The sequence below is a fragment of the Cytobacillus sp. FSL H8-0458 genome (assembly GCF_038002165.1).
In the GTDB taxonomy this organism is placed as follows: domain Bacteria; phylum Bacillota; class Bacilli; order Bacillales; family Cytobacillaceae; genus Cytobacillus.
Window position 1 is genome coordinate 123,123 of record NZ_JBBOBR010000002.1, and the last position, 24,781, is coordinate 147,903.

Annotated in this window: 25 protein-coding genes and 1 riboswitch; of the genes, 7 read left to right on the forward strand and 18 right to left on the reverse strand. The window is 42.6% G+C overall.

Annotation, left to right across the window (positions count from 1 at the left end):
* Positions 1-126 precede the first annotated feature (126 nt).
* From NYE23_RS21980 to NYE23_RS22030, 11 genes are all read right to left on the reverse strand, one after another.
* The gene (locus tag NYE23_RS21980; protein WP_341081103.1) at positions 127-1,443 is read right to left on the reverse strand and encodes an O-acetylhomoserine aminocarboxypropyltransferase/cysteine synthase family protein; all 1,317 of its coding nucleotides are present in this window, start codon (positions 1,441-1,443) and stop codon (positions 127-129) included.
* Positions 1,444-1,529: 86 nt separating this feature from the next.
* Positions 1,530-1,631, reverse strand: a riboswitch (SAM riboswitch).
* Between the two features lie 51 nt (positions 1,632-1,682).
* Positions 1,683-2,021, reverse strand: a complete 339-nt coding sequence (locus tag NYE23_RS21985) for an SCP2 sterol-binding domain-containing protein (RefSeq protein ID WP_341081104.1) — start codon at positions 2,019-2,021, stop codon at positions 1,683-1,685.
* A gap of 144 nt (positions 2,022-2,165) precedes the next feature.
* Positions 2,166-3,437, reverse strand: a complete 1,272-nt coding sequence (locus NYE23_RS21990) for an MFS transporter (protein WP_341081106.1) — start codon at positions 3,435-3,437, stop codon at positions 2,166-2,168.
* Positions 3,438-3,583: 146 nt separating this feature from the next.
* A complete protein-coding gene (locus tag NYE23_RS21995; RefSeq protein ID WP_341081107.1) occupies positions 3,584-3,892 on the reverse strand; it encodes a thioredoxin family protein in 309 nt (102 codons plus the stop codon).
* Positions 3,893-3,907: 15 nt separating this feature from the next.
* Entirely contained in the window at positions 3,908-4,261 is a 354-nt protein-coding gene (locus tag NYE23_RS22000; RefSeq protein WP_035329346.1) for a toprim domain-containing protein, read from the reverse strand.
* A gap of 295 nt (positions 4,262-4,556) precedes the next feature.
* Positions 4,557-4,796: a YusG family protein gene (locus NYE23_RS22005; RefSeq protein ID WP_341081110.1), complete on the reverse strand. Its 240-nt coding sequence runs from the start codon at positions 4,794-4,796 to the stop codon at positions 4,557-4,559.
* A 167-nt stretch (positions 4,797-4,963) separates the two neighbouring features.
* On the reverse strand, positions 4,964-5,347 hold the full coding sequence (gene gcvH / locus NYE23_RS22010) for a glycine cleavage system protein GcvH (RefSeq protein ID WP_009331744.1): 384 nt from the start codon (positions 5,345-5,347) through the stop codon (positions 4,964-4,966).
* 81 nt (positions 5,348-5,428) lie between these two features.
* A complete protein-coding gene (locus NYE23_RS22015; protein WP_341081113.1) occupies positions 5,429-5,788 on the reverse strand; it encodes an arsenate reductase family protein in 360 nt (119 codons plus the stop codon).
* A 206-nt stretch (positions 5,789-5,994) separates the two neighbouring features.
* Positions 5,995-7,779 carry an acyl-CoA dehydrogenase family protein gene (locus NYE23_RS22020; protein WP_341081116.1) on the reverse strand — a complete coding sequence of 595 codons (1,785 nt, stop codon included), beginning with the start codon at positions 7,777-7,779 and terminating at the stop codon, positions 5,995-5,997.
* Between the two features lie 65 nt (positions 7,780-7,844).
* Complete coding sequence (locus NYE23_RS22025; protein WP_341081819.1) at positions 7,845-9,020, reverse strand: acetyl-CoA C-acetyltransferase; 1,176 nt, start codon at positions 9,018-9,020, stop codon at positions 7,845-7,847.
* Between the two features lie 39 nt (positions 9,021-9,059).
* Positions 9,060-11,441 (reverse strand): 3-hydroxyacyl-CoA dehydrogenase/enoyl-CoA hydratase family protein, encoded by a 2,382-nt coding sequence (locus tag NYE23_RS22030; RefSeq protein ID WP_341081822.1) that lies wholly within the window; start codon positions 11,439-11,441, stop codon positions 9,060-9,062.
* Positions 11,442-11,703: 262 nt separating this feature from the next.
* On the opposite strand from NYE23_RS22030, the gene NYE23_RS22035 reads away from it, so the two are divergent.
* The 3 genes from NYE23_RS22035 to NYE23_RS22045 all read left to right on the forward strand — a co-directional run bounded on the left by NYE23_RS22035 (position 11,704) and on the right by NYE23_RS22045 (position 12,622).
* On the forward strand, positions 11,704-11,835 hold the full coding sequence (locus tag NYE23_RS22035) for a YuzL family protein (protein ID WP_076258846.1): 132 nt from the start codon (positions 11,704-11,706) through the stop codon (positions 11,833-11,835).
* Positions 11,836-11,986: 151 nt separating this feature from the next.
* Complete coding sequence (locus tag NYE23_RS22040; RefSeq protein WP_341081118.1) at positions 11,987-12,259, forward strand: hypothetical protein; 273 nt, start codon at positions 11,987-11,989, stop codon at positions 12,257-12,259.
* 15 nt (positions 12,260-12,274) lie between these two features.
* Complete coding sequence (locus NYE23_RS22045; protein WP_053433798.1) at positions 12,275-12,622, forward strand: spore coat protein; 348 nt, start codon at positions 12,275-12,277, stop codon at positions 12,620-12,622.
* An 89-nt stretch (positions 12,623-12,711) separates the two neighbouring features.
* Here the strand turns inward: NYE23_RS22045 and NYE23_RS22050 are convergent, their stop codons facing one another.
* The 5 genes from NYE23_RS22050 to NYE23_RS22070 form a co-directional block, all read right to left on the reverse strand.
* Entirely contained in the window at positions 12,712-12,960 is a 249-nt protein-coding gene (locus NYE23_RS22050; protein ID WP_341081127.1) for a YusU family protein, read from the reverse strand.
* The gene (locus NYE23_RS22055) at positions 12,953-13,720 is read right to left on the reverse strand and encodes an IucA/IucC family C-terminal-domain containing protein (RefSeq protein WP_341081128.1); all 768 of its coding nucleotides are present in this window, start codon (positions 13,718-13,720) and stop codon (positions 12,953-12,955) included. Before NYE23_RS22055 ends, NYE23_RS22050 begins: the two co-directional genes overlap by 8 nt.
* Complete coding sequence (locus NYE23_RS22060) at positions 13,717-14,541, reverse strand: ABC transporter ATP-binding protein (protein WP_341081130.1); 825 nt, start codon at positions 14,539-14,541, stop codon at positions 13,717-13,719. Before NYE23_RS22060 ends, NYE23_RS22055 begins: the two co-directional genes overlap by 4 nt.
* A 79-nt stretch (positions 14,542-14,620) precedes the next feature.
* Complete coding sequence (locus NYE23_RS22065) at positions 14,621-15,676, reverse strand: FecCD family ABC transporter permease (RefSeq protein ID WP_341081132.1); 1,056 nt, start codon at positions 15,674-15,676, stop codon at positions 14,621-14,623.
* Positions 15,676-16,677, reverse strand: a complete 1,002-nt coding sequence (locus NYE23_RS22070; RefSeq protein WP_341081134.1) for a FecCD family ABC transporter permease — start codon at positions 16,675-16,677, stop codon at positions 15,676-15,678. Before NYE23_RS22070 ends, NYE23_RS22065 begins: the two co-directional genes overlap by 1 nt.
* Positions 16,678-16,902: 225 nt before the next feature.
* Between NYE23_RS22070 and NYE23_RS22075 the strand changes: the two genes are divergently transcribed.
* The 4 genes from NYE23_RS22075 to NYE23_RS22090 all read left to right on the forward strand — a co-directional run bounded on the left by NYE23_RS22075 (position 16,903) and on the right by NYE23_RS22090 (position 21,843).
* Positions 16,903-17,871, forward strand: coding sequence for an ABC transporter substrate-binding protein (locus tag NYE23_RS22075; RefSeq protein WP_341081136.1), 969 nt, complete (start codon positions 16,903-16,905; stop codon positions 17,869-17,871).
* A gap of 268 nt (positions 17,872-18,139) precedes the next feature.
* Complete coding sequence (locus NYE23_RS22080) at positions 18,140-19,633, forward strand: spore germination protein (RefSeq protein ID WP_341081138.1); 1,494 nt, start codon at positions 18,140-18,142, stop codon at positions 19,631-19,633.
* A gap of 54 nt (positions 19,634-19,687) precedes the next feature.
* The gene (locus NYE23_RS22085) at positions 19,688-20,788 is read left to right on the forward strand and encodes a GerAB/ArcD/ProY family transporter (protein WP_341081140.1); all 1,101 of its coding nucleotides are present in this window, start codon (positions 19,688-19,690) and stop codon (positions 20,786-20,788) included.
* Positions 20,785-21,843: a Ger(x)C family spore germination protein gene (locus NYE23_RS22090; RefSeq protein WP_341081143.1), complete on the forward strand. Its 1,059-nt coding sequence runs from the start codon at positions 20,785-20,787 to the stop codon at positions 21,841-21,843. The genes NYE23_RS22085 and NYE23_RS22090 overlap by 4 nt, the downstream gene beginning before the upstream one ends.
* Before the next feature lie 31 nt (positions 21,844-21,874).
* Here NYE23_RS22090 and rodA read toward each other — a convergent pair whose 3' ends face one another.
* Positions 21,875-23,047 (reverse strand): rod shape-determining protein RodA, encoded by a 1,173-nt coding sequence (rodA, locus tag NYE23_RS22095; protein ID WP_341081144.1) that lies wholly within the window; start codon positions 23,045-23,047, stop codon positions 21,875-21,877.
* Between the two features lie 513 nt (positions 23,048-23,560).
* Positions 23,561-24,343, reverse strand: a complete 783-nt coding sequence (locus tag NYE23_RS22100) for a DUF4931 domain-containing protein (protein ID WP_341081146.1) — start codon at positions 24,341-24,343, stop codon at positions 23,561-23,563.
* Between the last annotated feature and the right edge of the window lie 438 nt (positions 24,344-24,781).

Here is a 24,781-nt window from a genome sequence, read left to right on the forward strand (position 1 = left end):
TTAAATTAATACTTTAAATGAATTAAGCAGTTTTTTAATTACGTTTGCTATCGTATCATAGCCATTAAAAAGGTGTCAACGATGAAATTTCAAACTTTCGGAAAAAAGTGAATGGTAAATTTTCCTTTACGCTTTTGCAGCTAGCGATGTGAGACCTGCAGCTGCTTCTATCGCCTGTTCCAGGTCTTCAATTAAATCTTCTGCATTTTCGATGCCGATCGAAATCCGAATCAAGTCCTCCGGCACTCCTGCAGCTTTTAAACCTTCCTCATCCAGCTGCTGATGAGTCGTGCTTGCAGGGTGGATAATCAGGCTCTTTGCGTCCCCGACATTTGCCACATGTGCCCATAGCTGCAAACTATTGATCAGCTTGGCTCCAGCCTCTCGACCGCCCGCAATTCCAAATACAGCCACTGCCCCGGCTCCTTTTGGCAAATATTTATCTGCCAAGTCTTTGTCCGGGTGGCTTTCATGACCTGGATAGAGCACCCAATTAACGGCCGGGTGCGCCTCCAAATATTCCACTACCTTTTTGGTATTGGCAACATGTTCCTTCATTCTCACATGCAGAGTCTCAAGACCCAAAGTGAACTGGAATGCACTTTGCGCACTCATTGCAGGTCCTAAGTCTCTTAACAGCTGTACCCGTGCTTTTATAATATAAGCAGCTTCGCCAATTGCTTCGCTATAGACAATATCATGGTAGCTCGGATCAGGCTCTGTAAAGCCCGGAAACTTAGGAGAATTCCAGTCAAATTTCCCGCCGTCTACTATAACTCCCCCCATTGTGGTCCCATTGCCGAGCAGCCATTTTGTCGCAGAGTGTATGACAATGTCAGCTCCATGTTCAATAGGCCTGCAAAGATAAGGGGTAGCAAAAGTGTTATCGACAATCAGGGGGACACCGTTTTCGTGTGCAATTGCGGCAACCTTTTCAATATCCAGGATTTTCAGGCTGGGGTTTCCAATCGTTTCGGCGAAGACAGCCTTTGTTTTATCTGTAATGGCGCTCCGGAAATTTTCCGGATCCTTTGGATCCACCAGTTTTACCTTTATTCCATACTTGGGAAGTGTAACTGCAAATAAATTATAAGTACCCCCATATAAATTGGATGCGGCAACAATTTCATCACCAGCTTCGGCGATGTTTAAAATGGCAAGTGTAATAGCAGACTGGCCGCTGGCAAGGGCCAGCGCACCCACTCCTCCTTCAAGCAGGGCCACTCTTTCCTCAAACACACTGACAGTGGGATTATGTATCCTGCTATAAATATATCCCGGCTCTTTCAGGGCAAAGAGGTCTGCAGCGTGATCTGTATTTTTGAACTGATAAGCATTATTCTGATAAATTGGGACCGCCCTCGCGCCAGTTACAGGGTCAGGCTTCAGCCCCCCATGTACTCCAATTGTTTCAAAGCGGTAATTTTTCTGTTTGTCCGTCATCGCTATCTCTCCTCTATAAAAATGTTTGTATTTCATTTCTTAAAAGCAGAAAAACCCTCTTCATAAGAAGAGGGCTGTATCGACTCTTCTTATCTTCCAGAGCATTCTGCTCTGCTGGATTTAGCACCGTGTACTTTACCGGTTGCCGGGCTTCGCTGGGCCAGTCCCTCCGCCTCTCTTGATAAGAATATTCAGTTAATTAATATTAAAAGGATATTATCATACTATTAAAAAAACGGTCAAGTATTGTGCAGTGAAATTTTCCCTAAACAGAAAAAAGACTCGAGCAGCAACTTTTTTCTAAATGTGGTTTCCAGCATTATTTCATTTTGGGAAATGGCATTCCTTAGCTTTACTTTCCCTGTAATCAGTGACAATACAGCTTCTTCCGATCCCGCGATTTCCACATCATAATGGCTGGGGCGGCTAGCCTTCCGTATTTCCCCATTCGATATTTCCAAAGGAATGCATGTGTTTCCCGCCTTAATAAGCAAAGAAAAGTTTGATTTTCTTAAGAAAAATCTGAGGTGCCCTTTAGTCTTTAATTCCCGGATAAATACATCAGGTAAATCCCTCACAGCCTCACCTCTTTTAATGGGGTCAATTGACTTTAATATTCAGTAATAAAGAGCTTTAATCCTTTATTATTCATTCGACAAAATCTGAAAGGCAATGCCTGTTTAATTGGCATTGCCTTTTCATTTCCCGAGAAATATGTCAGATCATACTATTTTTACAGAGGCTGCTGCAGTTTTTGTCTTTTTATAGCCTTTGAATACAAAGAAAAAATATAGAGAGCCAATCAAGTATAAAGAAGCTGTAATGGTGAATACGAGTGCATATCCCCAATATTCTCCATACCTCATGACGATTCCTGTTGAAACTGGGCCCATTACAGCCCAGCCCAGATTGAACACCATCTGATTGACTGAGTTTGCCAATCCTTTCATCGAATCATTTACCTTTGACATCATCAATGACATTTGTATAGGATTTCCGGCATTCATCAACGCCTGCCGGAACAAAAAGCCGATGGCAGCCAGCCAAAGGTTTTCAGTATAAGCGGTTAAAAGCAGGAAAGGAAGTGACATGAGCTGCAGGATCACAACAGCTTTAACCTCTCCCACTTTTCTTACCACAACCGGTCCGATAATCATGGCAAAGGCCGTGGCAGCCTGCCCTAATGAAATAATCATGCCAATAGCTGAATTGGAGGCTTCAAAGCGGTCTGCGAAGTATAGATTCAGATAGGGAATAACTAGTCCTGCACCAAATCCAATCAGCAGTTGAGCAAAAGCAAACATCGCGATAATTTTGACACCGTTATTTTTAACTGAGAGATTTTTGAATGACCAGCCTTTTATGCCCTTTGCACCTTTTCGATCTTTCGAAACCTCTGCGAAACGCAAAATTGGAAATAAGCCGGCTACGAAAAACACACTTGCAATCAGAAGGGTGATGCGTATGCTGGTGAGCTGATCCATAAACAAAGAAAAAACATCCGTTAAGATGCCCCCGCTTAAGTTCCCGATCACATTTGCGCCCGTCATTATAGCAAAATGGATACTGAATAAATGAACCCTTTGATCAGCCTTTGAATTTTCAGCCAGCCATGGTATGCCGGATACCTGAAGAAAGGCTGTTGTCAGCCCGGTTAAAAATGCAAATAAAATCAGGAGCTCCTGCATTTCAACTATACTTCTGAAGAGCATAACTGCACCTGTTGCAACTGCACCAAACATCATCGCTTTTTTTCTGCCAATTCGGTCGCTGGCGATCCCTGCCGGCACAAGAATCATTGCTGTCGCGAGAGCAGTCATGGATATGATTTGTCCATTAACACTTTCTGAGTAGCCGAGCTCCCTTATGTAGAAATTATATATTACCATGAATATCCCAAAACCAATTTGTGTAAGGATATTCGCCATAAACGCCAATTTTATGTTTCGGTTATAACCTTTAAATTGACCAGCCCACTCCCTGTAAAATGCCATGCGGATCCCTTCCTGCACTGTATGATTTTTATTTCGATTTCCTAAATATCATACTCTTTCGGAAAGGGTTTGTAAATATATTTTGAATAGTGAAAAGGCTTTTTTAAAACATGCAAAAAACCAGGCTGCTTTGCTCCTGGTTTCTGCTAATCGATGCTTCTAATTTTATCCAATAAATAGGGTACGGATCGGAAAGCATATAATTTTTCATGTAAATTCCCTTTTCTGAAGATGAGGAGGCAGGGTACGCTTTCCACTCCCCATTTTTCAGCCAATTGCGGCATATAATTTAAGTCCGCTTTTCCCATTTTTTGACCTGGCAGCAATTGCTCTGCAACTGCCAGCATCTTTCCTGCCATCTGGCAGGTTCCGCACATAGGCGTATACAAATAGATAAGAATCGTTTCTTCTCCGCTAATCGCTTCCTCAATGTCCTGCTGCGACCATTCCTGCATTTTATCATCCTTACTTTATCTGTCCAGATATTGTGTATAAACGTCAATGTTAGCTCCCAGCAGCACTGTTGCCAAATGGTGTTCCGGTGCTGTCGCTACTTCTCTGTACATTCTGTCGATGTATAGATGCTCTGCCTCTGGAAATTCCCTTTTGAATTGTTTTCTCAGCTTTTCACCTGCTGAATCTGCATCCACCAATATATATACATCCTTATCAAACAGTGTGTCAATTAATTCATCCAGTTTGGTAATGCTTATTGTTCCATTTGTGCAGATAATTTCAACGGGCTCTCTTATAATGCTTTTAACCTTTGTTTTATCTGACTTTCCCTCGACAATAATCACTTTTTCCGGAATTCCATCGTTCATCGTCATCACCTGAAAGGAGTTATTTTGAAACTGTTCGTTAAGCTAAAAGCCAGCCATGCCATTGGTTTTTATCTTAATATATTCATTATTCTCGGTTATGGTGTGAATCTCCTGCCCATTTCACAGGTTAGGACTGCTCTGATTTTGTATATTCCTTGCCCAGTTTAGGAAAGGAAATGTTTTTGAAGAAAAATATTATAACGCAATCTTTAAACGGCCTATTTCATTGTATGCCCGGCCAAAATGCTTTAGCCTATTAAATAAACAGCGGAAATCATTCCGCTGTTTACAGTAGTCAGCACCAGCCGCCTTCGTCACAGTCTGTATAACGCTCTTGCGCTTTATCCGGAACGGAGACATTCTGGTATATTTTTTGGTGTTCGGTTTCAAAATGATGGGACAAGTTGAAAGAAGAGCCTTCAGGAAGGCTGATTTGACCAATTTTTTCGTTTTCAAGATAAAGATCTATCCGATTATTGTTAAGCTTGCCGACAACCCGGTCCGTTATATCGATTTTCTGCTGATTCAATGTCATGGGTAACCAATCCTTTCTTGCATTTGGGTACCTATAGTTTTGCCCTGTCTCTCTAAAAGAAAAATAGCAATTAAAGGTAAGAACAAAAAGCAGATGCAGCTGGACATAACCGGACACGATAAACCCTAAAAAACAAAAACCGGTTCGTAAATGAACCGGCTTTCAAATTAGTCTTCGTTTGTCATTTCTTCATATTGCTCAGCAGTCATTAAGCTTTCTACTTCGCTTAAATCTGAAGGCTCCACCACAACCATCCATGCTTTTTCATATGGAGATTCGTTTACGAACTCAGGGTTGTCGTTAAGGTCTTCATTTACTTCAACCACTTTACCGCTTAAAGGCGCATAAAGTTCAGACACTGTTTTTACAGATTCTACGCTTCCGAATGGTTCGTTTGCACTTAGCTCATCTCCAACTTCAGGAAGCTCAACGAATACGATGTCCCCAAGTTCTGATTGCGCGAAATGCGTAATCCCAATGCGGACTTTCCCATCTTCTGTTTTTACCCACTCATGCTCTTCTGAATAACGTAATTCTTTTGGTGTGCTCATTATGTATCCCTCCATAATAATATTTCAATTTATGATCATTAAATCGATCTCAGGTTAATGATGGCTTAAAAGCTGCAGCTATTAGGAAAGCCATGTCTTTTCATATTCCTCTTCTTTGAAGCCCACTGTTACTTTCTCTCCATCTGTCAGCAGCGGACGCTTGATCAGCATGCCGTCTGTTGCCAAAATATCGAGCAGCTCTTCATCTGAAGAGGTTTTAACTTTGTCCTTCAAGCCGAGCTCCCGATATTTTTGGCCGCTCGTATTAAAGAACTTTTTTAGTTCCAGACCGCTCTTTTTATAAAGCTCTTCAAGTTCGCTTCGAGAAGGCGGATTCTCTGTTATATGTATTTCTTCATAGGACAGATTATGTTCGTCAAGCCATTTCTTGGCCTTCCGGCATGTCCCGCATTTAGGATACCAATAAAAAGTCAACGCCATTTTTCACCACCCATTTGCAAATTCAGGCTTATCCAGAATTGCTACCTTTTAATTGAATAGTAACATAAAAGGGTGTCAAAGCATAACCTTGATCACTAATTTAATATTCGACATTTTTCTAATTGTTCCTGCATGCCGAAAAAAGTTTTTAAATGGTTATTTTTGCAAAAATAAAGCCCCCTTCATCTGAAGGGAGCTAAGTCAAATTAAACGGTAAAACGTTCCGCGTCGATCAGCTTTTCTGATGCTTCACGCTTCTTTGTAATCACGTTGACTGGGGTGTGGCGCGTGAATTTGCGCAGTGCTGAGATCATCATGCGCAGTGCATCGCCGTTTTCAACTGCCACAAGTGTTTCCTTTGCATCCTGCTCAATTTCGTTAAATGCCTCCTGGCAGAAGATTTGAGTGTACAGAAGCTTTTGTTTGCTCTTTTCAAGGCCAGCTTTTTCGATGGCCTTTTCAGTGCGAAGAACGACAGATTCCATTGCATAAGCATTCGAAATAATATCCGCAATGTTTACAAGTACTTCCTGTTCTTTATCAAGAGCCTTTCCATACTTTTGTGCTGCCAGACCAGCAGCAAGCAGTCCGATCTTCTTCGCGTTCTTAACCAGATATTTTTCCTGTGCAAGCGGCTCGTCACCAGGCTCTTCAGGCATCATCATCATGAGCTCTTCCTGCAGAGCCTGGGCTTTTTGGAATAACGGAAGCTCTCCCTTTAGTGCTTTGCGGAGATACGTTCCTGGTACTAATAGTCGGTTGATTTCGTTTGTTCCTTCGAAAATACGGTTAATGCGTGAATCACGGTAAGCTCTTTCAATCTCATATTCAGCCATGAAACCATAGCCTCCGTGGATCTGAACACCTTCATCTACTACGTAGTCGAGGACTTCCGTATTAAAGAATTTATTCATGGAGCACTCAATTGCATATTCAGCAATTGACTTTGCAACTTCCTTGCCATCTTTTATTTCTTCATCTGTAAGCTTGCTCATACGGTCCTCAAATAAGCCTACAGTCCGGTATACTGCACTTTCTGCGGCATAAATCTTAGAAGCCATCGTTCCCAGCTTTTCTTTTGTCAAATTAAACTGAGAGATTGGTGTCTTAAATTGCTGACGCTGATTGGCATATTGAACAGCAAGTTCAAATGCGCGCTTCGCCCCGCCAACTGCACCTACTCCTAGCTTATAGCGGCCAATATTTAAGATATTAAAAGCAATCACATGGCCCTTGCCGAATTCACCCAGCAGGTTTTCCTTTGGAACCTCGGCGTCTTCAAGAATTAACGTACGGGTAGAAGAGCTCTTGATTCCCATTTTCTTTTCTTCTGCCCCTACTGATACGCCAGGAAACTCTCTTTCAACGATGAATGCAGAGAAGTGTTCGCCGTCAATTTTTGCGTATACTACGAATACATCTGCGAAGCCTGCATTTGTTATCCATTGCTTTTCGCCGTTTAATACATAGTGTGTGCCCTCAGCATTCAGCTTGGCAGTTGTTTTTGCTCCAAGAGCGTCAGAACCGGAGCTTGGCTCTGTCAATGCATAAGCGGCAAGCTTTTCGCCTGTAGCAAGTTCAGGAAGGTATTTTTGCTTTTGCTCTTCATTTCCGAATAGAACAATTGGAAGGGAGCCTATGCCGACATGTGCGCCGTGAGAGATGGAAAAGCCTCCTGCACGCGCCATTTTCTCTGCAATAAGTGCTGAGCTTACTTTATCTAACGCAAGCCCGCCGTATTCCTCCGGAACATCTGCGCCCAATAGGCCAAGATCTCCAGCTTGCTTCAATAGTTTTACCGAACGGTCAAATTCATGGTTTTCAAGATGTTCAATTTGCGGGACAACTTCATTCACTACATAATCTTCAGTCGTCTTAGCAATCATAACCTGCTCATCTGTATAGTCTTCAGGTGTAAAAACCCGGTCATAGGAAACATCTTCGATTAAAAAGCTTCCGCCTTTGATAAGATTTTCAGTTTGATTTGACATTTACTTTCCTCCATTCTCTTATTGTGGAGAAAAGCCTGTGGCTTCTCTCCAAATTTCGATTCATCTTATAAAAGTTCAAATACTCCGGCTGCGCCCATGCCGCCTCCGATGCACATTGTGACTACTCCGAATTGCTGATTGCGGCGTTTCATTTCATGGATTAGTGACAGAGTGAGCTTGGCGCCGGAACAGCCCAGCGGATGCCCGAGTGCAATTGCGCCTCCGTTAACATTTACCTTCTCTTCATCCAATCCCAGTTCACGGATAATTTGAATAGATTGAGAAGCAAAAGCTTCATTCAATTCAAATAAACCGATATCCGAAAGCTCCAGTCCTGCAAGCTTTAATGCTTTAGGAATGGCCACAACCGGGCCGACACCCATGATCTCAGGAGGGACACCGCCTACGGTAAAACTTCTGAATTTAGCCATTGGCTTCAATCCGGATGATTCTGCCTTTTCCCGGTCCATAACCATTACGGCTGCTGCCCCATCACTTGTCTGAGATGAATTTCCGGCTGTGACACTGCCGGTTACCGAGAATGCGGGACGCAGTTTTCCAAGTGATTCAATTGTGGAATCTGCACGGACACCTTCATCCTGGCTGAATTGGATTGTTTTTTCTACCAGCTTATTGTCTTTTCCAACAGATCTGAACGTTACGTCCACAGGTACAATTTCATCTGCAAATTTGCCTTCCCGGATTGCCTGCGCAGCCTTCTGATGGCTTCTGACAGCAAATGCATCCTGGTCTTCACGTGTAATGCCGTACTTCTTTGCAACTTCTTCAGCTGTATGTCCCATACCCATATAGTATTGAGGAGCTGTTTCCGCCAGTTTGGCGTTCGGGCGGACTACATGCCCCATCATTGGCACCAGGCTCATAGATTCTGCTCCGCCGGCAATAATTGTATCTGCATGGCCAATCATGATTTTTTCAGCTGCATAGGCAATAGCCTGCAGGCCTGAGGAACAATAGCGATTGATCGTTATCCCCGGCACTTCATGTGAAAGTCCGGCAAGGGCGCCGATATTCCTGGCCATGTTCAGCCCCTGTTCTGCTTCAGGCATAGAACATCCGATAATTAAATCATCGATATTTCCTTCATAATTTCCTGCACGCTTTAGGGTTTCTTTTACTGCGAGCGCTCCTAAGTCATCCGGCCTGACATTTGCAAGCGTACCTTTTTTGGCTTTTCCGACCGGTGTCCTGGCACCTGCAACTATAACCGCTTCTCTCATCATGTTCCCTCTCTTTCTATTAATGTCCCACTCTATCACTTAATTGCGCAATGGTTTCCCTTTTAAAAGCATGTGCTGCATGCGCTGCTGTGATTTTGGTTCCGCAACAAGACTAAGGAATGCTTCGCGCTCCAAGTCAAGCAAATATTGCTCATCAACTTCTGTTCCGTATGGCACTTTTCCGCCTGCAATTACATAAGCAAGCTTTTTGGCAATTTTCAAATCATGCTCTGAGATATAGCCGGAGTAAAGCATTGCCTGTGCTCCAAGCAGAAGGGTTGCATAACCTGTTTCACCGACAACAGGCACCTTTTTGCGGACAGGGGGCTTATAGCCTTTCTCATGCAGCGCAAGGACAGCCTGCTTTGCATCATAAAGGAGATGATCCCCATTTACACTGATGCCATCTGCCAGGTTCAGGAAGTTATTGTCTCTTGCTTCCTCGCCGGATGTTGAAACTTTTGCCATTGCAATCGATTCAAACACTTTATTCGCAATCTTTTGAAGGTCAAATTCCACACCATTTGGCATGCTTTCAAGATGCTTCATATAAAGCTCCTTGTTTCCGCTTCCTCCCGGGATCAGTCCGACACCCACTTCAACGAGTCCCATATATGTTTCACTTGATGCCTGAATATGTGCAGCAGGCAGACATACCTCTGCCCCGCCGCCAAGCGTCATGCCAAACGGAGCAGCAACAACCGGCTTGGCGCTGTACTTAATTTTCATCATGGCATTCTGGAAGTGGCGGACTACCATATCCAGTTCATAAATATTGTCATCCTGGGCTTCCATGAGAATCATCCCGAGGTTGGCACCTACACAGAAGTTTTTACCCTGATTCCCAATTACAAGACCTTTGTAGTTCTTCTCCACTTCATCTACCGCAAAGTTGATCATCTGGATAATATCCAATCCAATGGCATTGCTTTGCGAATGGAACTCCAGCAATGCAACCCCATCACCTAAATCAACAAGGCTTGCACCGGTATTCTTTTTAATAACACCATTTTGCTTCTTAAGCTGTTTTAAATTAAGTACTTTAGGGTTTTCCTCGATTAATCTGTACTCGCCATTATGATAAAAATATTTCTGGCCCTCTTCTTCTTTGTAGAAGGAATTAATGCCTTTTTCCAGCATCTCTTTTACCCATGCTGGCACTTCTTCGCCTGCTTCCTCCATTTTTAGAACCGATTTCTCTACTCCAATGGCATCCCAAGTTTCAAATGGGCCCAGTTCCCATCCAAAGCCCCATTTCATAGCACGGTCTATCGCTGTTACATCATCAGCTATTTCGCCGTGAAGCTGTGCTGAATAGAGAAGGGCCGGACTGAGAATGTTCCACAATAATTGGCCAGAACGGTCATCTGAATATACAAGCGCTTTCAATTTTCCTGCAGTGCCTTTTGCCTGTTTGGCCAGTTCAGTCGAAGCTGTCTTAAGCTTTTGGCGCGGGCCATATTCCAGAGTTTCCGGATTCAGCTCCAGAATCTCTTTGCCCTTTTTCAGGAAAAATCCTTGCCCTGTTTTGCTTCCAAGCCAGCCTTTTTCCTGCATCACTTTCATGAAGTCAGGAACTTCAAAAACAGCCTTTTCTTTCCCATCCACCTGGTCATAAACATTGTTTGCCACGTGTATAAATGTATCAAGCCCTACTACATCAAGTGTTCGGAAAGTAGCACTTTTCGGCCGTCCAATCAGCGACCCTGTTATGGAATCTACCTCGCCGACACTGTATCCGCCCTTGAGCATCTCCTGCACTGTAACCAGCAAGCCATACGTGCCGATTCGGTTGGCGATAAAGTTCGGTGTATCTTTTGCTTCAACTACTCCTTTTCCCAGTACATCTTCGCCAAATTGCTTCATAAATGACAGCACTGCAGAAGAAGTTTTTTTAGTAGGAATAACTTCAAGCAGCTTTAAGTAGCGGGGAGGATTAAAGAAATGTGTTCCAAGGAAGTGTTTTTGAAAATCTTCCGAGCGCCCTTCTGACATTGCTTCAACAGATATCCCGGACGTATTGGAGCTGATAATGCTCCCTGGCTTACGGTGCTGGTCTACTTTTTCAAAGACCTGCTTTTTTATGCTGAGGTTTTCCACAACAACTTCAATAATCCAATCGACATCTTTCAGACGCTCCATGTCATCTTCAAAGTTTCCTGCCTCAATCAAACCTATATTTTTTTTAGAAGTTAATGGAGCGGGCTTTTGTTTTAAAAGCTTTTGGCGGTTTCCTTCACTGATTCGATTGCGGACTGCTTTATTTTCAAGAGTAAGCCCCTTTGCCTTTTCGGCATCCGTTAATTCGCGAGGCGGGATATCGAGTAAAAGTGTTGGAATTCCGATATTGGCCAGATGGGCTGCGATCCCCGAACCCATGACTCCGGAGCCTAAAACTGCCGCCTTTTTTATTTGTTGGATCAACTTTATTTCCCCCTTTTTCTTTTTTGAATGAATACTCATTCATTTTATTTTCAAAAAAAATATGCATCTCTTCTGAATGAGTTCTGTTAATTATAACTATAAAATATTTGCAAAATTTACGCAATGATTTTAAGCGGAAATTTAAAAATGTTTTGAAATTTTATAATGCCTCAGCTGTAATTTTTTTGTGCAATTTGTAATAAGTGTTTTGGACACTCTAAAAAGGAAACACTTTTAATTCGTGACGGAGGTGATAGAAATGGGAAAGATGAAAAAAGATCCTTCTAAAGCAGGAGTCAGTGCTGCAAGTGTCCAGGGAGATGCGGGCCCAACTGTTGAAAGGGAAGGACCTAAGAAAAGAAATAGCCAAAATAATCAATATAAGCGATGAGCCGTTTTTTGAAAATAGGCTGCCTCTGGTCTTTTTATAGTTTGCATTATGCATATAGGTAAATCATCTTCAGCAGAATAGCAAACATTTTTCAGAGGCAAGATATCTTCGAAAGGAATTTATAGCGCTATTAGAATTGGAGGGACAATTTATGCAACAGCAAAATATGAACATGCAGAATCAGCAGGGCGTTATGCAGCAGCCTCCTGCTGTCATTTCCACTAAAGATGCCCTTTATTTAACAGATATGCTTTCCTGGAACCTTCTTGCCTGTAAAAAAGCGCATTTTTACGCTCAGCAATGCCAGGACCAGGAGCTAAAAACACATTTCGAGCAATGCGGCCAAATGCATCAGCGCCACTACGAACAGCTGCTTGTTCATTTAAACCAGCAAAGTCAGCAAAACTTTATGGGAATGCAATAGGAAGGAGCCTTGAAAATGAACCAGAACCAGAATCCCAATACGATTCAAAATCCCGAAACACAGGTGAATAAGACACCGCAAATGAATGAGCGGGATTTTACAAATGATATTCTGTCTACTGAAAAGTATATGACAGATGCCTATTCGGTTGCCTTAAATGAGGCAAGCCACCAGAGCCTGTATCAGGATATTCTTGCAGCATTCAATGAAACACAAAACCAGCAGAGGGAATTTTATAACTTAATGTTCAGAAAAGGCTGGTATAAGGTTGAAGCTGCAGATCAGCAAAAGCTCCAGCAATCCTATCAGCAGTTTCAAGGCTATACTAATCAATTGCCTTATGGCAATGGCCAGATGCAATAGGAAAAGCAGCCTTAATACTGCCTGCAAACAATATGCTAAAAACAACCGCTGCTTTTGAAGGCAGCGGTTTTATTAAATACAAAATAGCTTTACTTTTTTTTGCTTCTCATCTCTTCATTCAATGTTTTAATTTCAGCTATCAGTGTTTTCATTTCCTCTTTTGCATCAGGATATGTTTCATTCCAGTGCTTGGCTAAAGGAGGCATGGATTTCGCAATAAAAGAGTACAGTGCCCAAGCTTCAACCTTTTCTATTAACTCCGGAGAGGCCTCACCGATTAGGAGTTCGGTATATTTTTCAAGCAGGCCATCCAGCTGTTCCTTCAAATGATCATTCATCAGGATTCCTCCTCTTACTATTGCAGGAATGTGGACAAGTCCCGCATCTTTTACCGCTGCTGGTCAAGTAGGAATAGCAGCATGTTTTCCTGGGCCTTACTGCTGTGCCGGTGTTTTCAATCACTATTTTTCTGCTGTCAAATTTCTTTATGGGATTCGTATTTTCACAGCCGAATAAATTGCCTGGAGCCTCCTCCAGGATAAACCTATAATCTTCAGCTGCCCTTTCCGAATGTGTTTCCAAGGGTAAAATTTTTTCGTAAAGCCAGAACAGATAAACCGCAATATTCTCCCAAAGAATTAGTTTTGATACTTTAGCTTCACCTGCTATTCTATTGATCAGCGGAATGATATGGCCATTAAAAAGAGTGCGCACGGCATCCTCTCTCCATTGTTCCCTCTCCGTACCAGCACCATGGCCCTGAAGGCAGGTAAAGTGAAATCCCGGAAGCCACAGACCGTCTCTTTCCTGGCTGACAAATGTTATATTTTCATGCCTGATATCCAATTTTACGTTCCATGTCGTCATGCAATACAAATAAATGACAGGCAGAAAGGCATACCTTTTTATTAAAATAGAAGCTGCCGTTTTGTTATCAGGTGCTCCTAAATGGTTTTTCACTTCTTCCAGATATGCACCCGTTTGAATCGGGTCCAGCAAATTTTCCACTTTAATGGTTAAAGGAGAGCTTTTCCCTGAAACCCGGGCAAGTCTGAACTGCCCGAGAGCTTCTGCCTGTTCTCCTGTTAATTTAATCATCCTTGAAGTCCTTGACCCTTTAAAATACATCGCCCTTTTCCATATGGGATGCAAAGCGGTGTGCCGAATAACGGGTCTATCGTCACTTCGCATTCCATGCCAAAAACGTTTTTAACCAATCCGCAATTAATGACATGTTCCGGTTTGCCCTGAGCAAAAACCTTTTGATTTTTTATCGCGACAATATTATGAGCATAGCGGCAGGCCAAATTCAGATCATGAAGCACCATGACGATGGTACGCTTTTCCTTTTCATTCAACTCGAATAATAAATCAAGGATTTCAATTTGATGTGTCATATCCAAATAGGTTGTTGGCTCATCCAGCAGAATGGTATCTGTATCCTGTGCCAGAGTCATGGCAATCCAGGCCCTCTGACGCTGCCCCCCTGATAGGGAATCCACTGTCCGGTCTTTCAATTCTTCCATTCCTGTTGCCTTTAATGCATTTCTGACTTTTAATTCGTCTTCAGTAGACCATTGCTTCAGCCATGTTTGATAAGGGTATCTTCCCTGTTTGACAAGCTGAAGCACTGTGAGCCCTTCCGGAGCTGAAGGAGATTGAGGCAGAATCGCCATCTTTCTGGCCACATCTTTCGTGGAAAGTTTGGCTATAGCCTCACCTTCCAATAATACTGCACCAGATTTCGGCTTTAGCAGCCTGGCAATAGACCTTAGCAATGTCGATTTCCCGCAGCCATTTCCACCAATAAATACAGTGATTTCCCCTTTAGGTATTTCCAGGTCCAATTCATTAATAATAATGGTGTCTCCATATGACAAGGTTAAGTCTTTTGTAGCGATTGCTTGCCCTGCTGTCATCTCTGCCCTCTCCTTTTCCTAATATATATCTATAGGCTCTCCAGTTGCCTGTATCATACGAGTTTCAAGCTTTTCCAGCTTATGCGTTTCTTGTCTTGAAAAGCAGGTAAATAAAGTAAGGTGCGCCGATGCTGGCTGTAAACACCCCCGCTGGGATTTCAAGCGGCGAGAACAAAGTCCTGCCTATCAGATCGGCTGCCATGACCAGGATTCCGCCAATCAGAGCAGAAGCCGGAAACAAAGCGCCAAAAGCAGAGCCTACCATCCTTCGTGCCATATGAGGAGCCATTAAGCCAACAAAGCCTATCCCTCCGCCGAATGCGACAGCTCCGCCAATTAATGCCGTGCTGACCATCAGCAGAAGAAACCGGTATTTCTGTACAGTGCTGCCTACGCCCATGGCAATATCATCGCCAAGTTCCTGGATATTAACATTGCGCGCCAGAACAAACGCCAGTACCAGAAACACAAGCGTCCATGGAACCAAAATTGCGACATTATCCCAATTTGAACCGTAAACTGTCCCGGTTATCCAAATATTCGCCTGACTGGCCTGGTAAATTGGCCCAAAGACCATCATCAAAGTGGTCAGTGCCTTCATTAAGCTTGCAAGCCCAATCCCAATTAAAACAAGGCGTATTGGCGATACTCCATCCTTGTAGGCTAGAAAATAAACAAGGAAAGCCAAAATAGCAGCACCCGCAAAAGCTGCAAGAGGCATCCAATTAATACTTACAGTTAATGCATTGTTTTTATCACTAAAGAAAGCAAGAAAACCTACAACTGCTACAGATGCTCCCCCTGTAATCCCGATAATATCAGGAGATGCAAGCGGATTTCTTATAATACCCTGCAGGATTCCCCCCGCAGCAGCAAGCGCCATTCCCACCATTAAGGCAACGATGATTCTTGGAAGCCTGAATGACTGAATGATCAGCCTGTCCATATCTGACCCACCGCCAAAGAATACCTGCACTACCTTCAGAGGGCTGATTTTCATTTCACCCGTGCCGGTGCTGATCACGAATACTCCAGCAGCAGCTGCTGCCAATAATAAAAAAGTGTTAAGTGCTTTCCGGTTTACTAAAAAAGATATCTTATCGCCAAAAAGGCGCAGATTATAATATTTTTTCATTATTTATTGAACCTCCTTCTGGCAATATACACAAAGAAAGGAGTTCCAATGACGGCGGTCATGACGCCGACAGGTACTTCCTGCGGCATGATGATGTACCTGGATGCTATGTCTGCAATCAGAAGGAGCATCCCGCCGAGAAGTCCCGCATAAGGAATAACCCAGCGGTGATCAATGCCAACGACAGCCCGGGTCAAATGTGGAATGACAATGCCGAGGAAGCCAATGGGACCTGCGACAGCTACCGCTCCTCCTGACAGAAGAACAATAACAATGCCTGCACCCAGTTTAAGCAATCCTGTTTTCAAGCCCAGCCCCTTCGCTACGTCCTCACCCATTGACAGGACGTTCAATTTTCCGGCAATGATGAGTGAAAAAATCCAGCCGGCCAGTAAATACGGGAATACAGCTGCAAGGGTTTCAAGCTTCCTTCCGGATACAGATCCCGCCAGCCAAAACAGCACCTGTTCCAGGGCAGTCTCATTAATGACGAGAAAGCCTTGTGTCATCGAAGCAAACATGGCACTCATCGCTGCACCGGCAAGGGTTAATTTCATCGGTGTCAGCCCTTCCCTGCCGATAGAGCCGATAATATATACAAATATAAATGAAACAGCTGCTCCCAGAAATGATACCCATGTAAAGACCTGCAGATTACTGATGGAAAATAGCGTTACTGTAATGACAACTGCAAATCCGGCACCTGCGTTAATTCCGAAGATCTCAGGAGCAGCAAGAGGATTCTTAGTTAATGACTGGAGCAGGACACCCGCAATCGCTAAGCTTGCCCCTACCGCCGCTGCAATCAATGCTCTCGGCAGACGGACAGATTGAATAATTATGTGTTCATTCGTTCCATCGAAGTTTGTAAATGCATCAATTGCCATTTTCCAGGTGGTGTCGGTATATCCGTATACAATACTGAAAGACATTAATACTAATAATAGGAGAGCAGCTGCAAATAGCCCAGCCCATCTCAGAGAATTTGTTTTTAATAGCATAGCGAGACCCTTCTTGCATCTATTTAATAAGGTATAGTTACATTTTCAGTCTATTGTACAGAGGAATAGCTGTCAATGAGTTTGAAAATCATTTTCAATGATCATTAAATAAATTAAATGAAAATGATTTTCAATTACCTATTGACAATGTAAAGCGTTCACATTAGTATAATAGTATCAAATGAAAATGATTATCATTAACAACGCAAAATGGAGGAATACATAATGAAAATCAAGTCTTTACTTGCCATTCTTTCAGTTTTCACAATCTTGTTCCTGGCAGCCTGCGGGAATAGCAGAGAACAGGATGATAAAGCCGATAAGGAAAAAGAAGGTACTAAAACAGAAGATACAAGCTATACAGTTGAGCATGCAATGGGCACAACTAAGCTTGATAAAGCACCTGAAAAAGTAGTCATTTTGACAAACGAAGGTACTGAGGCATTACTTTCCATGGGTGTTACTCCAGTTGGTGCCGTCCAGTCCTGGACTGGCGATCCGTGGTATGAGCATATCGCTGATGATATGAAAGATGTTCAGGTTGTTGGTACAGAAAGTGAAGTCAATGTAGAAGCAATCGCAGCGCTGCAGCCGGACCTTATTATCGGCAACAAAATGCGTCAGGAAAAAATCTATGATCAGTTAAATGACATTGCTCCTACTGTCTTTGCTGAAACATTGCGCGGAGACTGGAAGGAAAATTTTGAGCTTTACGCAAAAGCAGTAAATAAAGAAGAAGAAGGCAAAAAGGTCCTTGCTGATTATGACAGCCGCATCGAAGAAATTAAAACTAGCCTTGGCGATAAATTAGACCAGGAAGTATCCATTGTCCGCTTCATGGCCGGCGACGTCCGCATCTACCATAAAGACTCCTTCTCAGGCGTCATCCTTGATCAAATCGGGCTTGCGCGTCCGGAAAGCCAGAATGTTGATGACTTCGCTGAAAAGAATGCTACGAAGGAGCGCATTCCTGCCATGGATGGTGATGTATTATTCTACTTCACATATGAAACAGGCGATGGCGAAGCAAACAAGCTAGCTAAAGAATGGATTGAAGATCCATTATTCAAAAACCTTAAAGCAGCTCAGGAAGGCAATGTTCATGAAGTCAGTGACACCATCTGGAATACTGCCGGAGGCGTTATTGCTGCTAACCTGCTATTGGATGACATTGAGAAATACCTTGTGAAGTAATGCAAAACTTGTGATTGCGCTCCCATAATACCCCCTCTTTTATGAGAGCTCAAATATATATTAAAATCAGCGCCTGCCCAACTGACTCGAGTGGCCAGGCGCTGCAGCTTAACAGAAAAGGAACCTTACCCAGGTTCCTTTTTTATTTTCCCTCACTATCTTCATAAAATTACCCGACAGCTAAACCTTATTTTTATTGCCTTCCATTCATAAGTTTTCCAAAACCGGCAACAATAAGCGTAATGCCGAAAATGATGGTGATTTACCTATGAGAAAATGGTTGAAGAATAAACGGATTAAAGAGGATATAGACCATAAGGAATGGGAGCAATCCTTTATTAAATCCAAAGACTTTAAAAAAATCTTTTATTATAACCAAAAAACAAATGTGCGTTTTGGACTTACTTTCATGGCCACTTTAATCGATGAAAATATTATCCAGGATGGAATCCTCCCTAATCTGCTCGAAGACGAGTTCCGGGAAATCGAGGACATTAAACAGCTTGTCCCAGTAGCTGATGTGCAGATTTGCGAAGACCCGTCTTTAATTGAACAAAAGCTGATGAATGGATACGTCATGCTGACGATCGAGACAGAGCTCAAACATTTCGGCTTTATAGCTGCGCAAAAAGAAATAGTCAGAGGTCTAAGCCAGCCTGAGGTTGAGTTTTCTGTTATCGGTCCTAAGGAAGCTTTTGTAGAATCTATGGGCCAAAATTTGAATTTAATCCGGAAACGTCTGCCTGTAAAAGAACTGATCATTGAAGAATTCACATTGGGAACCCTGTCAAAGACTTCAGTCGCAATCCTTTATATGGAAAATATCACAAATGAGGATAATATCAATACTGTCAGGCAGAGACTTAAAAACGTGAAATTTGATGCCATCACAGACAGTTCCTATATTGTCCAGCTGATTAGCGATAACTCCAATTCCCCTTTCCCGCAGCTGCTTGATACAGAGCGGCCTGACAGGGTCGCAGGGATTTTGGCCGAGGGAAAAATCGCTATTGTGGTTGATGGCTCACCACATGTATTAATAACGCCAACCACTCTCGTTGAATTTTTCAGCTCTTTTGAAGATTATTTTTTAAATTGGATTTTATCTTCTTTTTTCCGGCTTATCCGTTTGTTCGCGGTTGCGTTTTCTATTCTGATTACACCTATTTATGTAGCAACTCTTTCATATCATTATGAACTGATTCCGAAGGATTTGATGAGTACTTTAATCACATCAAGGCGGGAGATTCCGCTTCCTCCTATTCTTGAAGCGCTGTTTTTGGAGCTTACGATTGAATTGCTTCGCGAGGCTGGAGCTCGTCTTCCGACGAAGGTCGGCCAGACAATCGGTATCGTGGGAGGAATTGTAATAGGAACTGCATCAGTAGAAGCAGGCCTGACGAGTAACGTCCTGCTTATTATTGTAGCCCTTGCAGCTCTCGCTTCCTTTACAACACCTGTATACAGGATGGGCAATACTATTCGTTTGCTTCGCTTTCCTTTTCTCTTTTTCGCAGAGTTATGGGGCCTGCTCGGAATTGTATTTTGCTTCTGTGTACTGTTGACTCATTTAACCAGGCTGACTTCTCTTGGAAGGCCATTCCTTGAACCGCTTTACCCCCCGCGGGTGGTGGATATGAAGGATGCCCTTATCAGGCTTCCATTTGAAGCACAATCCAAAAGGCCGATTTTCTTAAGGACTAAGAACCCTATCCGCTTTAGCAAGAAAAAAGCAAAGAAGAAGAAAGATATTGATGAATGATGAAACAGTAACCTGGTCAGAGCGCTTTTAGATCATCATATGGAGGTGAACCAGATGAAGGAACAGCCAATACCAGAGAGATTACAAATATCCCCCTTTTTAGTATTTTACATGGTCATGTCCATACAAATCGGAATTGGCGTATTAGGTTATCAGAGAATTATTGCAATGGATGCAGGATACGATGCCTGGATTTCCATATTATTTGCCGGCGGATGCATTCACGTAATTATTTGGTTAATCTATAAAATCTGCGAGACTGCCGGCGGTGATATTGTAACTGCACATAAATACGTCGCAGGAAACTTTATTGGCAAAGCACTCAGCGCCATTTTCATTGGCTATTTTATTCTGTTTTCCTTAACAGTATTAAGGACATTTATAGAAGTCATTCAAGTTTGGATGTTTCCGGAAATCAGCACCTTCTGGTTCTCCTTCGGTTTTATGGCGCTTTGTGTATACATTATTTTTGGGGGATTTAGGACTGTCGTGGGTATCGCATTCTTTGGGCTTGTTTTGCCGGCCTACCTTCTCCTTACATTTGGCTGGGCGATTAAATTCTCCAACTTTTACAATCTGCTGCCCATTTGGGACCATTCCATAAAAGAGCTGCTTACTGCTTCTTACCATATGTCCCTTACTTTTATCGGGTTTGAAAGTATCATTTTTTTCTACCCTTTTATTAAAGAACCAAAAAAATCACAGAAATGGGCTCATTTGGCCGTATTGACAACTACTCTTATATACACGATTTTAGCCATCATTACGTTTGCCTATTTTTCCGAAGGACAGCTGTCTAAACAAATTTGGGCCAGTTTAACAATGTGGAAAATAGTTGAAATGCCCTTTGTTGAACGATTTGAATATATTGGAATTGCCAACTGGAACTTAATTATCCTTCCTAATATATGCATATCCGTCTGGATCGCCTCACGGCTCATTAAAAGGGTCTTTAATATCCGCCAGAAAGTGGGCGTGTTTTTTGTTGTTGCCGCAGTGCTTTCCATTATTACTTTTTTGGATACGAGGGAAAAAATTAATATGCTTAATGACTCTATTGGGAAAATGGGATTTGCATTTAACTTTATTTATATTCCTTTGCTTTTCACCGCTGTCATGATCGCCAAGAAGCTGAAAAAGGGGAAAAAGAAATGAAAAACCTGCTGCTTATCTTTCTTGTGCTGCTGCTTTCCGGCTGTGTGGACAAAGAAATACTGGATGATATCAATATTGAAGTAGGAGTTGGCTATGATTTAGCAGAGGATTCAAAAGAAAAATACAGAGGGACGGTGTTATTTCAGGAATTCCAGCCTGATAAAAGCGTAATAAACCGGACCTTTTCAGGAAACGGAAAGCTAAGACAAGATCTTTTATTAGATGTGACCCGGCAATCATCTGAGCCGGTAGTGACAGGCGGGTTAAAGGTGGCCGTCTTCGGACCTAAAATTTCCAGACAAGGTATCTATGACCTGATAGATTCTTTTCAAAGAGACGCAAGTATAGGAGCACGGGTATTTGTTGTGACCTCGGAGGATAAAGCGGAAGATGTGATGAAGGGAGAGTATGGAACAAGGGGAAATTCAACTTACATTTATAACTTGATACAGCATAATATTCAGCACCGGGATATTCCGAAAACCAACCTCCACATTGCTTCCCGTAATTATTACGAGAAAGGGAAAGATACTTTTCTTCCCCGCATCAAAAAGATTGGGAATGATAAAGTAGAAATAATCGGAATTAGCCTTTTCGACCAGGATAAGGAGGTAGAAATCCTGCCTTTGAAGGATTTATTCTTTTTTAAACTGCTGGTTGACAAATATAGTGAAGGAAATTTCGACGTTAAATTAAAAAAAGACGATATTGCTGCTGTTAAAAGTATTAAATCCAAACATAAAATTAAGATTACTGATAATCACGCTTCCATTCACATCAATATAGAAGGCATTATCCGTGAGTATACCGGCGATAAGCTAGCTTCAGAGGTGGTTGATGACGTTGAAAAGAAGCTGGAGAGAAAGGTAGAAAAGGAATGTCTCAAACTATTGAAAAAGTTTCAGGAGCTTGGGATTGATCCAGTTGGGCTGGGGCAAATTAAGAAAACACAGCACCGGAATTTTGATTATAAAAAGTGGGAGGATGATTATAAAACACTGGGATTTGATGTTACATGCAATGTAACAATTGAAGAAACAGGAATTATTGAGTAAGAGCGGGCTGTAATAAACCCGCTCTTTCTATTTAATCACTAGTTGAGAACATATATTTTTTATAATGGTAGCGAATGGAGAAAATCAGCCCCATGGCCAGCATATTCCCCATCAGCGAGCTTCCTCCATAGCTGATGAAAGGAAGCGGGATGCCTGTAATGGGCAAAAGACCAATAGTCATTCCGATATTTTGAAAGACATGAAATGTAACCATGCTGATAACCCCTACACAAATATAGGTATAGAAATTGTTCTTCGTTTCCATGCCAATCTTGGTAATATGGTAAATCAGCAGAAAGAAAAGGCTGACAACAATACTAGCCCCTACAAAACCAAATTCTTCACCTACAATACTGAAAATGAAGTCGGTATGGCTTTCAGGAAGATAGACCTCCCTCGTTCCATATCCTTTCCCGCTTGTTTCCCCGGATCCAATGGCAAGAAGAGAACGCGTCAGCTGAAATCCAGTTGAACTTTGGTAATTATAGGGATCAATCCAGGAATAGATGCGCGCAAACTGATATTCCTTTACTCCCAAATACTTCTCAAGGATGTCAGGATGCCATAAAACAAAATATAAAATAGTGCCTGCAAGAGCCGCTCCAGTTCCAAATATAGGGGCCAGCAGCTTCCAGCTGATTCCTGAAATGAAGATCATGCCAAGCATGATTGCCAGAAATACAAGGCTTGTCCCTAAATCGGGCTGCTGCATAACCAGCAGCAGGGGCACCATTGTTAATCCAACCAATTTAACCAGCAGCCATAAATCAGTCTGCATGGTTTTGTATTGATTTTTTTGATGATGCTCATCGATCGTTTTCGCCAATACCAAAATAATGAACACTTTAACAAGCTCAGCCGGCTGAAGGGAACCCATCCCAGGAACCTTGTACCATGCTTTTGCCCCGTTAATGACAGGAGCTATGCTTGCTGGCGCGACAACCAGGAAGCCAAGCAGTACAATGCCCAGGCCATACACATACCAGGAAATCTTCTTCAGCTGATCGGAATCCAGTGTGATTACCGCAGCGATGATTCCTGTTCCAACGGCATACCAGACAACCTGCTTTAAAAGGAAGTTTTCTGTATATTGCCCTGTAGTCTGTGCGCTGTAAATAGATATGGCACTTACCAGGAATAGCAGCATCAATATTAATACTAAGCCCCAATCCAGCTTAGGAGGTGTATATCGATTTGAGGTCATGATCATTCTCCTTTAAAGAAAAGCGGAAGCGCCTTGCCCACCCCCGACCAGCACAAGACAAGCCTGCCGTAAAGGCGTCATTTGCCTTTTTGGGAGGGTTGCCCGAAATGTGGAGGCGACTGCCCAGGGACGACAAGCATAAGACGAGCCCTGCAAGAAGGTGTTCTTTCCTTCTGAAAGGGATTGGTTAGTCTTTCGTCCCTAGGAGCCGCAACTAGACAAGCTTGTGACCTCGAGGGGGCAGGCGCTGGAGCTAGACAGTTATCTAACTTCAGCATTTATACTTTCTTATCAATTAAACAAAACCATTTGCCTTTTAAGGCATAACGGAGCAGAGCGCAAGGAATAGCATATGTAAATCTCATTATTCCTCGCTACAATATTTCATTATATTTTTTATAGAGAAAAATCACAACTTCTAAAAGCGAATGGTTATTATTTCAAATTTTTACGATTACTGTGAATGGTTATTTACGGTCATATTCAGTACAGTCTAAGGAGATGCAAAAGGTATTAAGACCCGGTTTTAAACTCCCCGCTGAAATATCTCACTTTTATATCATCTCTCATCCACTCGAGATTATTAGGCACCTGAGGGATGCTGTATCCAATGAAAATAGGCGTTGTAATATAGCGCGGAACAATTTTCGCGTAAATCTCCCTGCCCAGCTTGTAGAAAAACAAGTTATAACTATTGCTTGGAAAAGGGAAGGCATTCAGAATATAATGGGCAGCAGTCTGGATGCATTTCGCAAAGTACGGAATATCATCCTGATCGGCAAGCTTCACATTAAATTCATAAAAGCCGATTCTCGGGGAAGTCGATAAAGTGAACACCGTGCCGCTTTCCTCATGAATGAGGAGCCCTTCAAAATCCTGCGCCTGAATTTTTTCCTTGTAATCAATATTTTTCAATCCCACAATCTGCATATGCGGATGGGCGATACTTCCCCCGGATAATGGCCCATGGTTTTTGAAAAATAATACAGATTCATATTCCCCGCTTTCTTCCATAAGCAGCCAATGTTTTAAACCAAATGAAATTAACCTGATCAGATGCTCCTCTGGGTAAACTGACAGCTCACCGTCACATTGATCCGTTTCAATCAGCACCGTCTGATAGGAATTTTCCAGAACAGGAAACTTATTTTTCAGCAAAATAATAGAATCCTCTACGGCGATGATATCGGTCAGCTCCTCCCTTGCACAAAAAGGGCAGCTGATATCCTTATTCCGAATGCTATTAGGCTTTTGGACCCCAATCCCCGTATTAAAATGCAAATGTGTATCTGACATATCTCTTTGACACCTGCTTTTCTGTAATCTCTCCTTCTATATTATCATGAAACCTGGTGTAGGGTATCTGTGCCAGTTTCATTAGTGCTCTTGATCGAAGTTGCTCTTGGCGCCGGGGAAGGGTTCGGACTTACATCGGCTTTTTCTTGGGCTTAGTGTCTGTAGTTGCCCCGGCTTCGGACTCAAACTGTCTTATTCCTGCCGTTTGTGTCTGAAGCTGCTCCAGGTTCGGACTCAAACTAACTTGTTCCTGCCGTTTGTGTCTGAAGCTGCTCCAGGTTCGGACTCAAACTAACTTGTTCCTGCCGTTTGTGTCTGAAGCTGCTCCAGGTTCGGACTCAAACTAACTTGTTCCTGCCGTTTGTGTCTGAAGCTGCTCCAGGTTCGGACTTAAACTAACTTGTTCCTGCCGTTTGTGTCTGAAGCTGCCCCGGCTTC

What these genes read in the sequence shown, in the direction of transcription:
- NYE23_RS21990 (WP_341081106.1), bottom strand. Translation starts at nt 3,437, where the DNA reads ATGGCATTTTACAGGGAGTGGGCTGGTCAATTTAAAGGTTATAACCGA.
- NYE23_RS22035 (WP_076258846.1), top strand. Translation starts at nt 11,704, where the DNA reads ATGGGAAAGATGAAAAAAGATCCTTCTAAAGCAGGAGTCAGTGCTGCA.
- rodA (WP_341081144.1), bottom strand. Translation starts at nt 23,047, where the DNA reads ATGACCTCAAATCGATATACACCTCCTAAGCTGGATTGGGGCTTAGTA.
- NYE23_RS22050 (WP_341081127.1), bottom strand. Translation starts at nt 12,960, where the DNA reads ATGAATGATCATTTGAAGGAACAGCTGGATGGCCTGCTTGAAAAATAT.
- NYE23_RS22045 (WP_053433798.1), top strand. Translation starts at nt 12,275, where the DNA reads ATGAACCAGAACCAGAATCCCAATACGATTCAAAATCCCGAAACACAG.
- gcvH (WP_009331744.1), bottom strand. Translation starts at nt 5,347, where the DNA reads ATGAGCACACCAAAAGAATTACGTTATTCAGAAGAGCATGAGTGGGTA.
- NYE23_RS21980 (WP_341081103.1), bottom strand. Translation starts at nt 1,443, where the DNA reads ATGACGGACAAACAGAAAAATTACCGCTTTGAAACAATTGGAGTACAT.
- NYE23_RS22000 (WP_035329346.1), bottom strand. Translation starts at nt 4,261, where the DNA reads ATGAACGATGGAATTCCGGAAAAAGTGATTATTGTCGAGGGAAAGTCA.
- NYE23_RS22085 (WP_341081140.1), top strand. Translation starts at nt 19,688, where the DNA reads ATGAAGGAACAGCCAATACCAGAGAGATTACAAATATCCCCCTTTTTA.
- NYE23_RS22025 (WP_341081819.1), bottom strand. Translation starts at nt 9,020, where the DNA reads ATGAGAGAAGCGGTTATAGTTGCAGGTGCCAGGACACCGGTCGGAAAA.
- NYE23_RS22070 (WP_341081134.1), bottom strand. Translation starts at nt 16,677, where the DNA reads ATGCTATTAAAAACAAATTCTCTGAGATGGGCTGGGCTATTTGCAGCT.
- NYE23_RS22005 (WP_341081110.1), bottom strand. Translation starts at nt 4,796, where the DNA reads ATGACATTGAATCAGCAGAAAATCGATATAACGGACCGGGTTGTCGGC.
- NYE23_RS22100 (WP_341081146.1), bottom strand. Translation starts at nt 24,343, where the DNA reads ATGTCAGATACACATTTGCATTTTAATACGGGGATTGGGGTCCAAAAG.
- NYE23_RS22065 (WP_341081132.1), bottom strand. Translation starts at nt 15,676, where the DNA reads ATGAAAAAATATTATAATCTGCGCCTTTTTGGCGATAAGATATCTTTT.
- NYE23_RS22040 (WP_341081118.1), top strand. Translation starts at nt 11,987, where the DNA reads ATGCAACAGCAAAATATGAACATGCAGAATCAGCAGGGCGTTATGCAG.
- NYE23_RS22080 (WP_341081138.1), top strand. Translation starts at nt 18,140, where the DNA reads ATGAGAAAATGGTTGAAGAATAAACGGATTAAAGAGGATATAGACCAT.
- NYE23_RS21995 (WP_341081107.1), bottom strand. Translation starts at nt 3,892, where the DNA reads ATGCAGGAATGGTCGCAGCAGGACATTGAGGAAGCGATTAGCGGAGAA.
- NYE23_RS22055 (WP_341081128.1), bottom strand. Translation starts at nt 13,720, where the DNA reads ATGATTAAATTAACAGGAGAACAGGCAGAAGCTCTCGGGCAGTTCAGA.
- NYE23_RS22060 (WP_341081130.1), bottom strand. Translation starts at nt 14,541, where the DNA reads ATGACAGCAGGGCAAGCAATCGCTACAAAAGACTTAACCTTGTCATAT.
- NYE23_RS22090 (WP_341081143.1), top strand. Translation starts at nt 20,785, where the DNA reads ATGAAAAACCTGCTGCTTATCTTTCTTGTGCTGCTGCTTTCCGGCTGT.
- NYE23_RS22020 (WP_341081116.1), bottom strand. Translation starts at nt 7,779, where the DNA reads ATGTCAAATCAAACTGAAAATCTTATCAAAGGCGGAAGCTTTTTAATC.
- NYE23_RS22015 (WP_341081113.1), bottom strand. Translation starts at nt 5,788, where the DNA reads ATGGCGTTGACTTTTTATTGGTATCCTAAATGCGGGACATGCCGGAAG.
- NYE23_RS22075 (WP_341081136.1), top strand. Translation starts at nt 16,903, where the DNA reads ATGAAAATCAAGTCTTTACTTGCCATTCTTTCAGTTTTCACAATCTTG.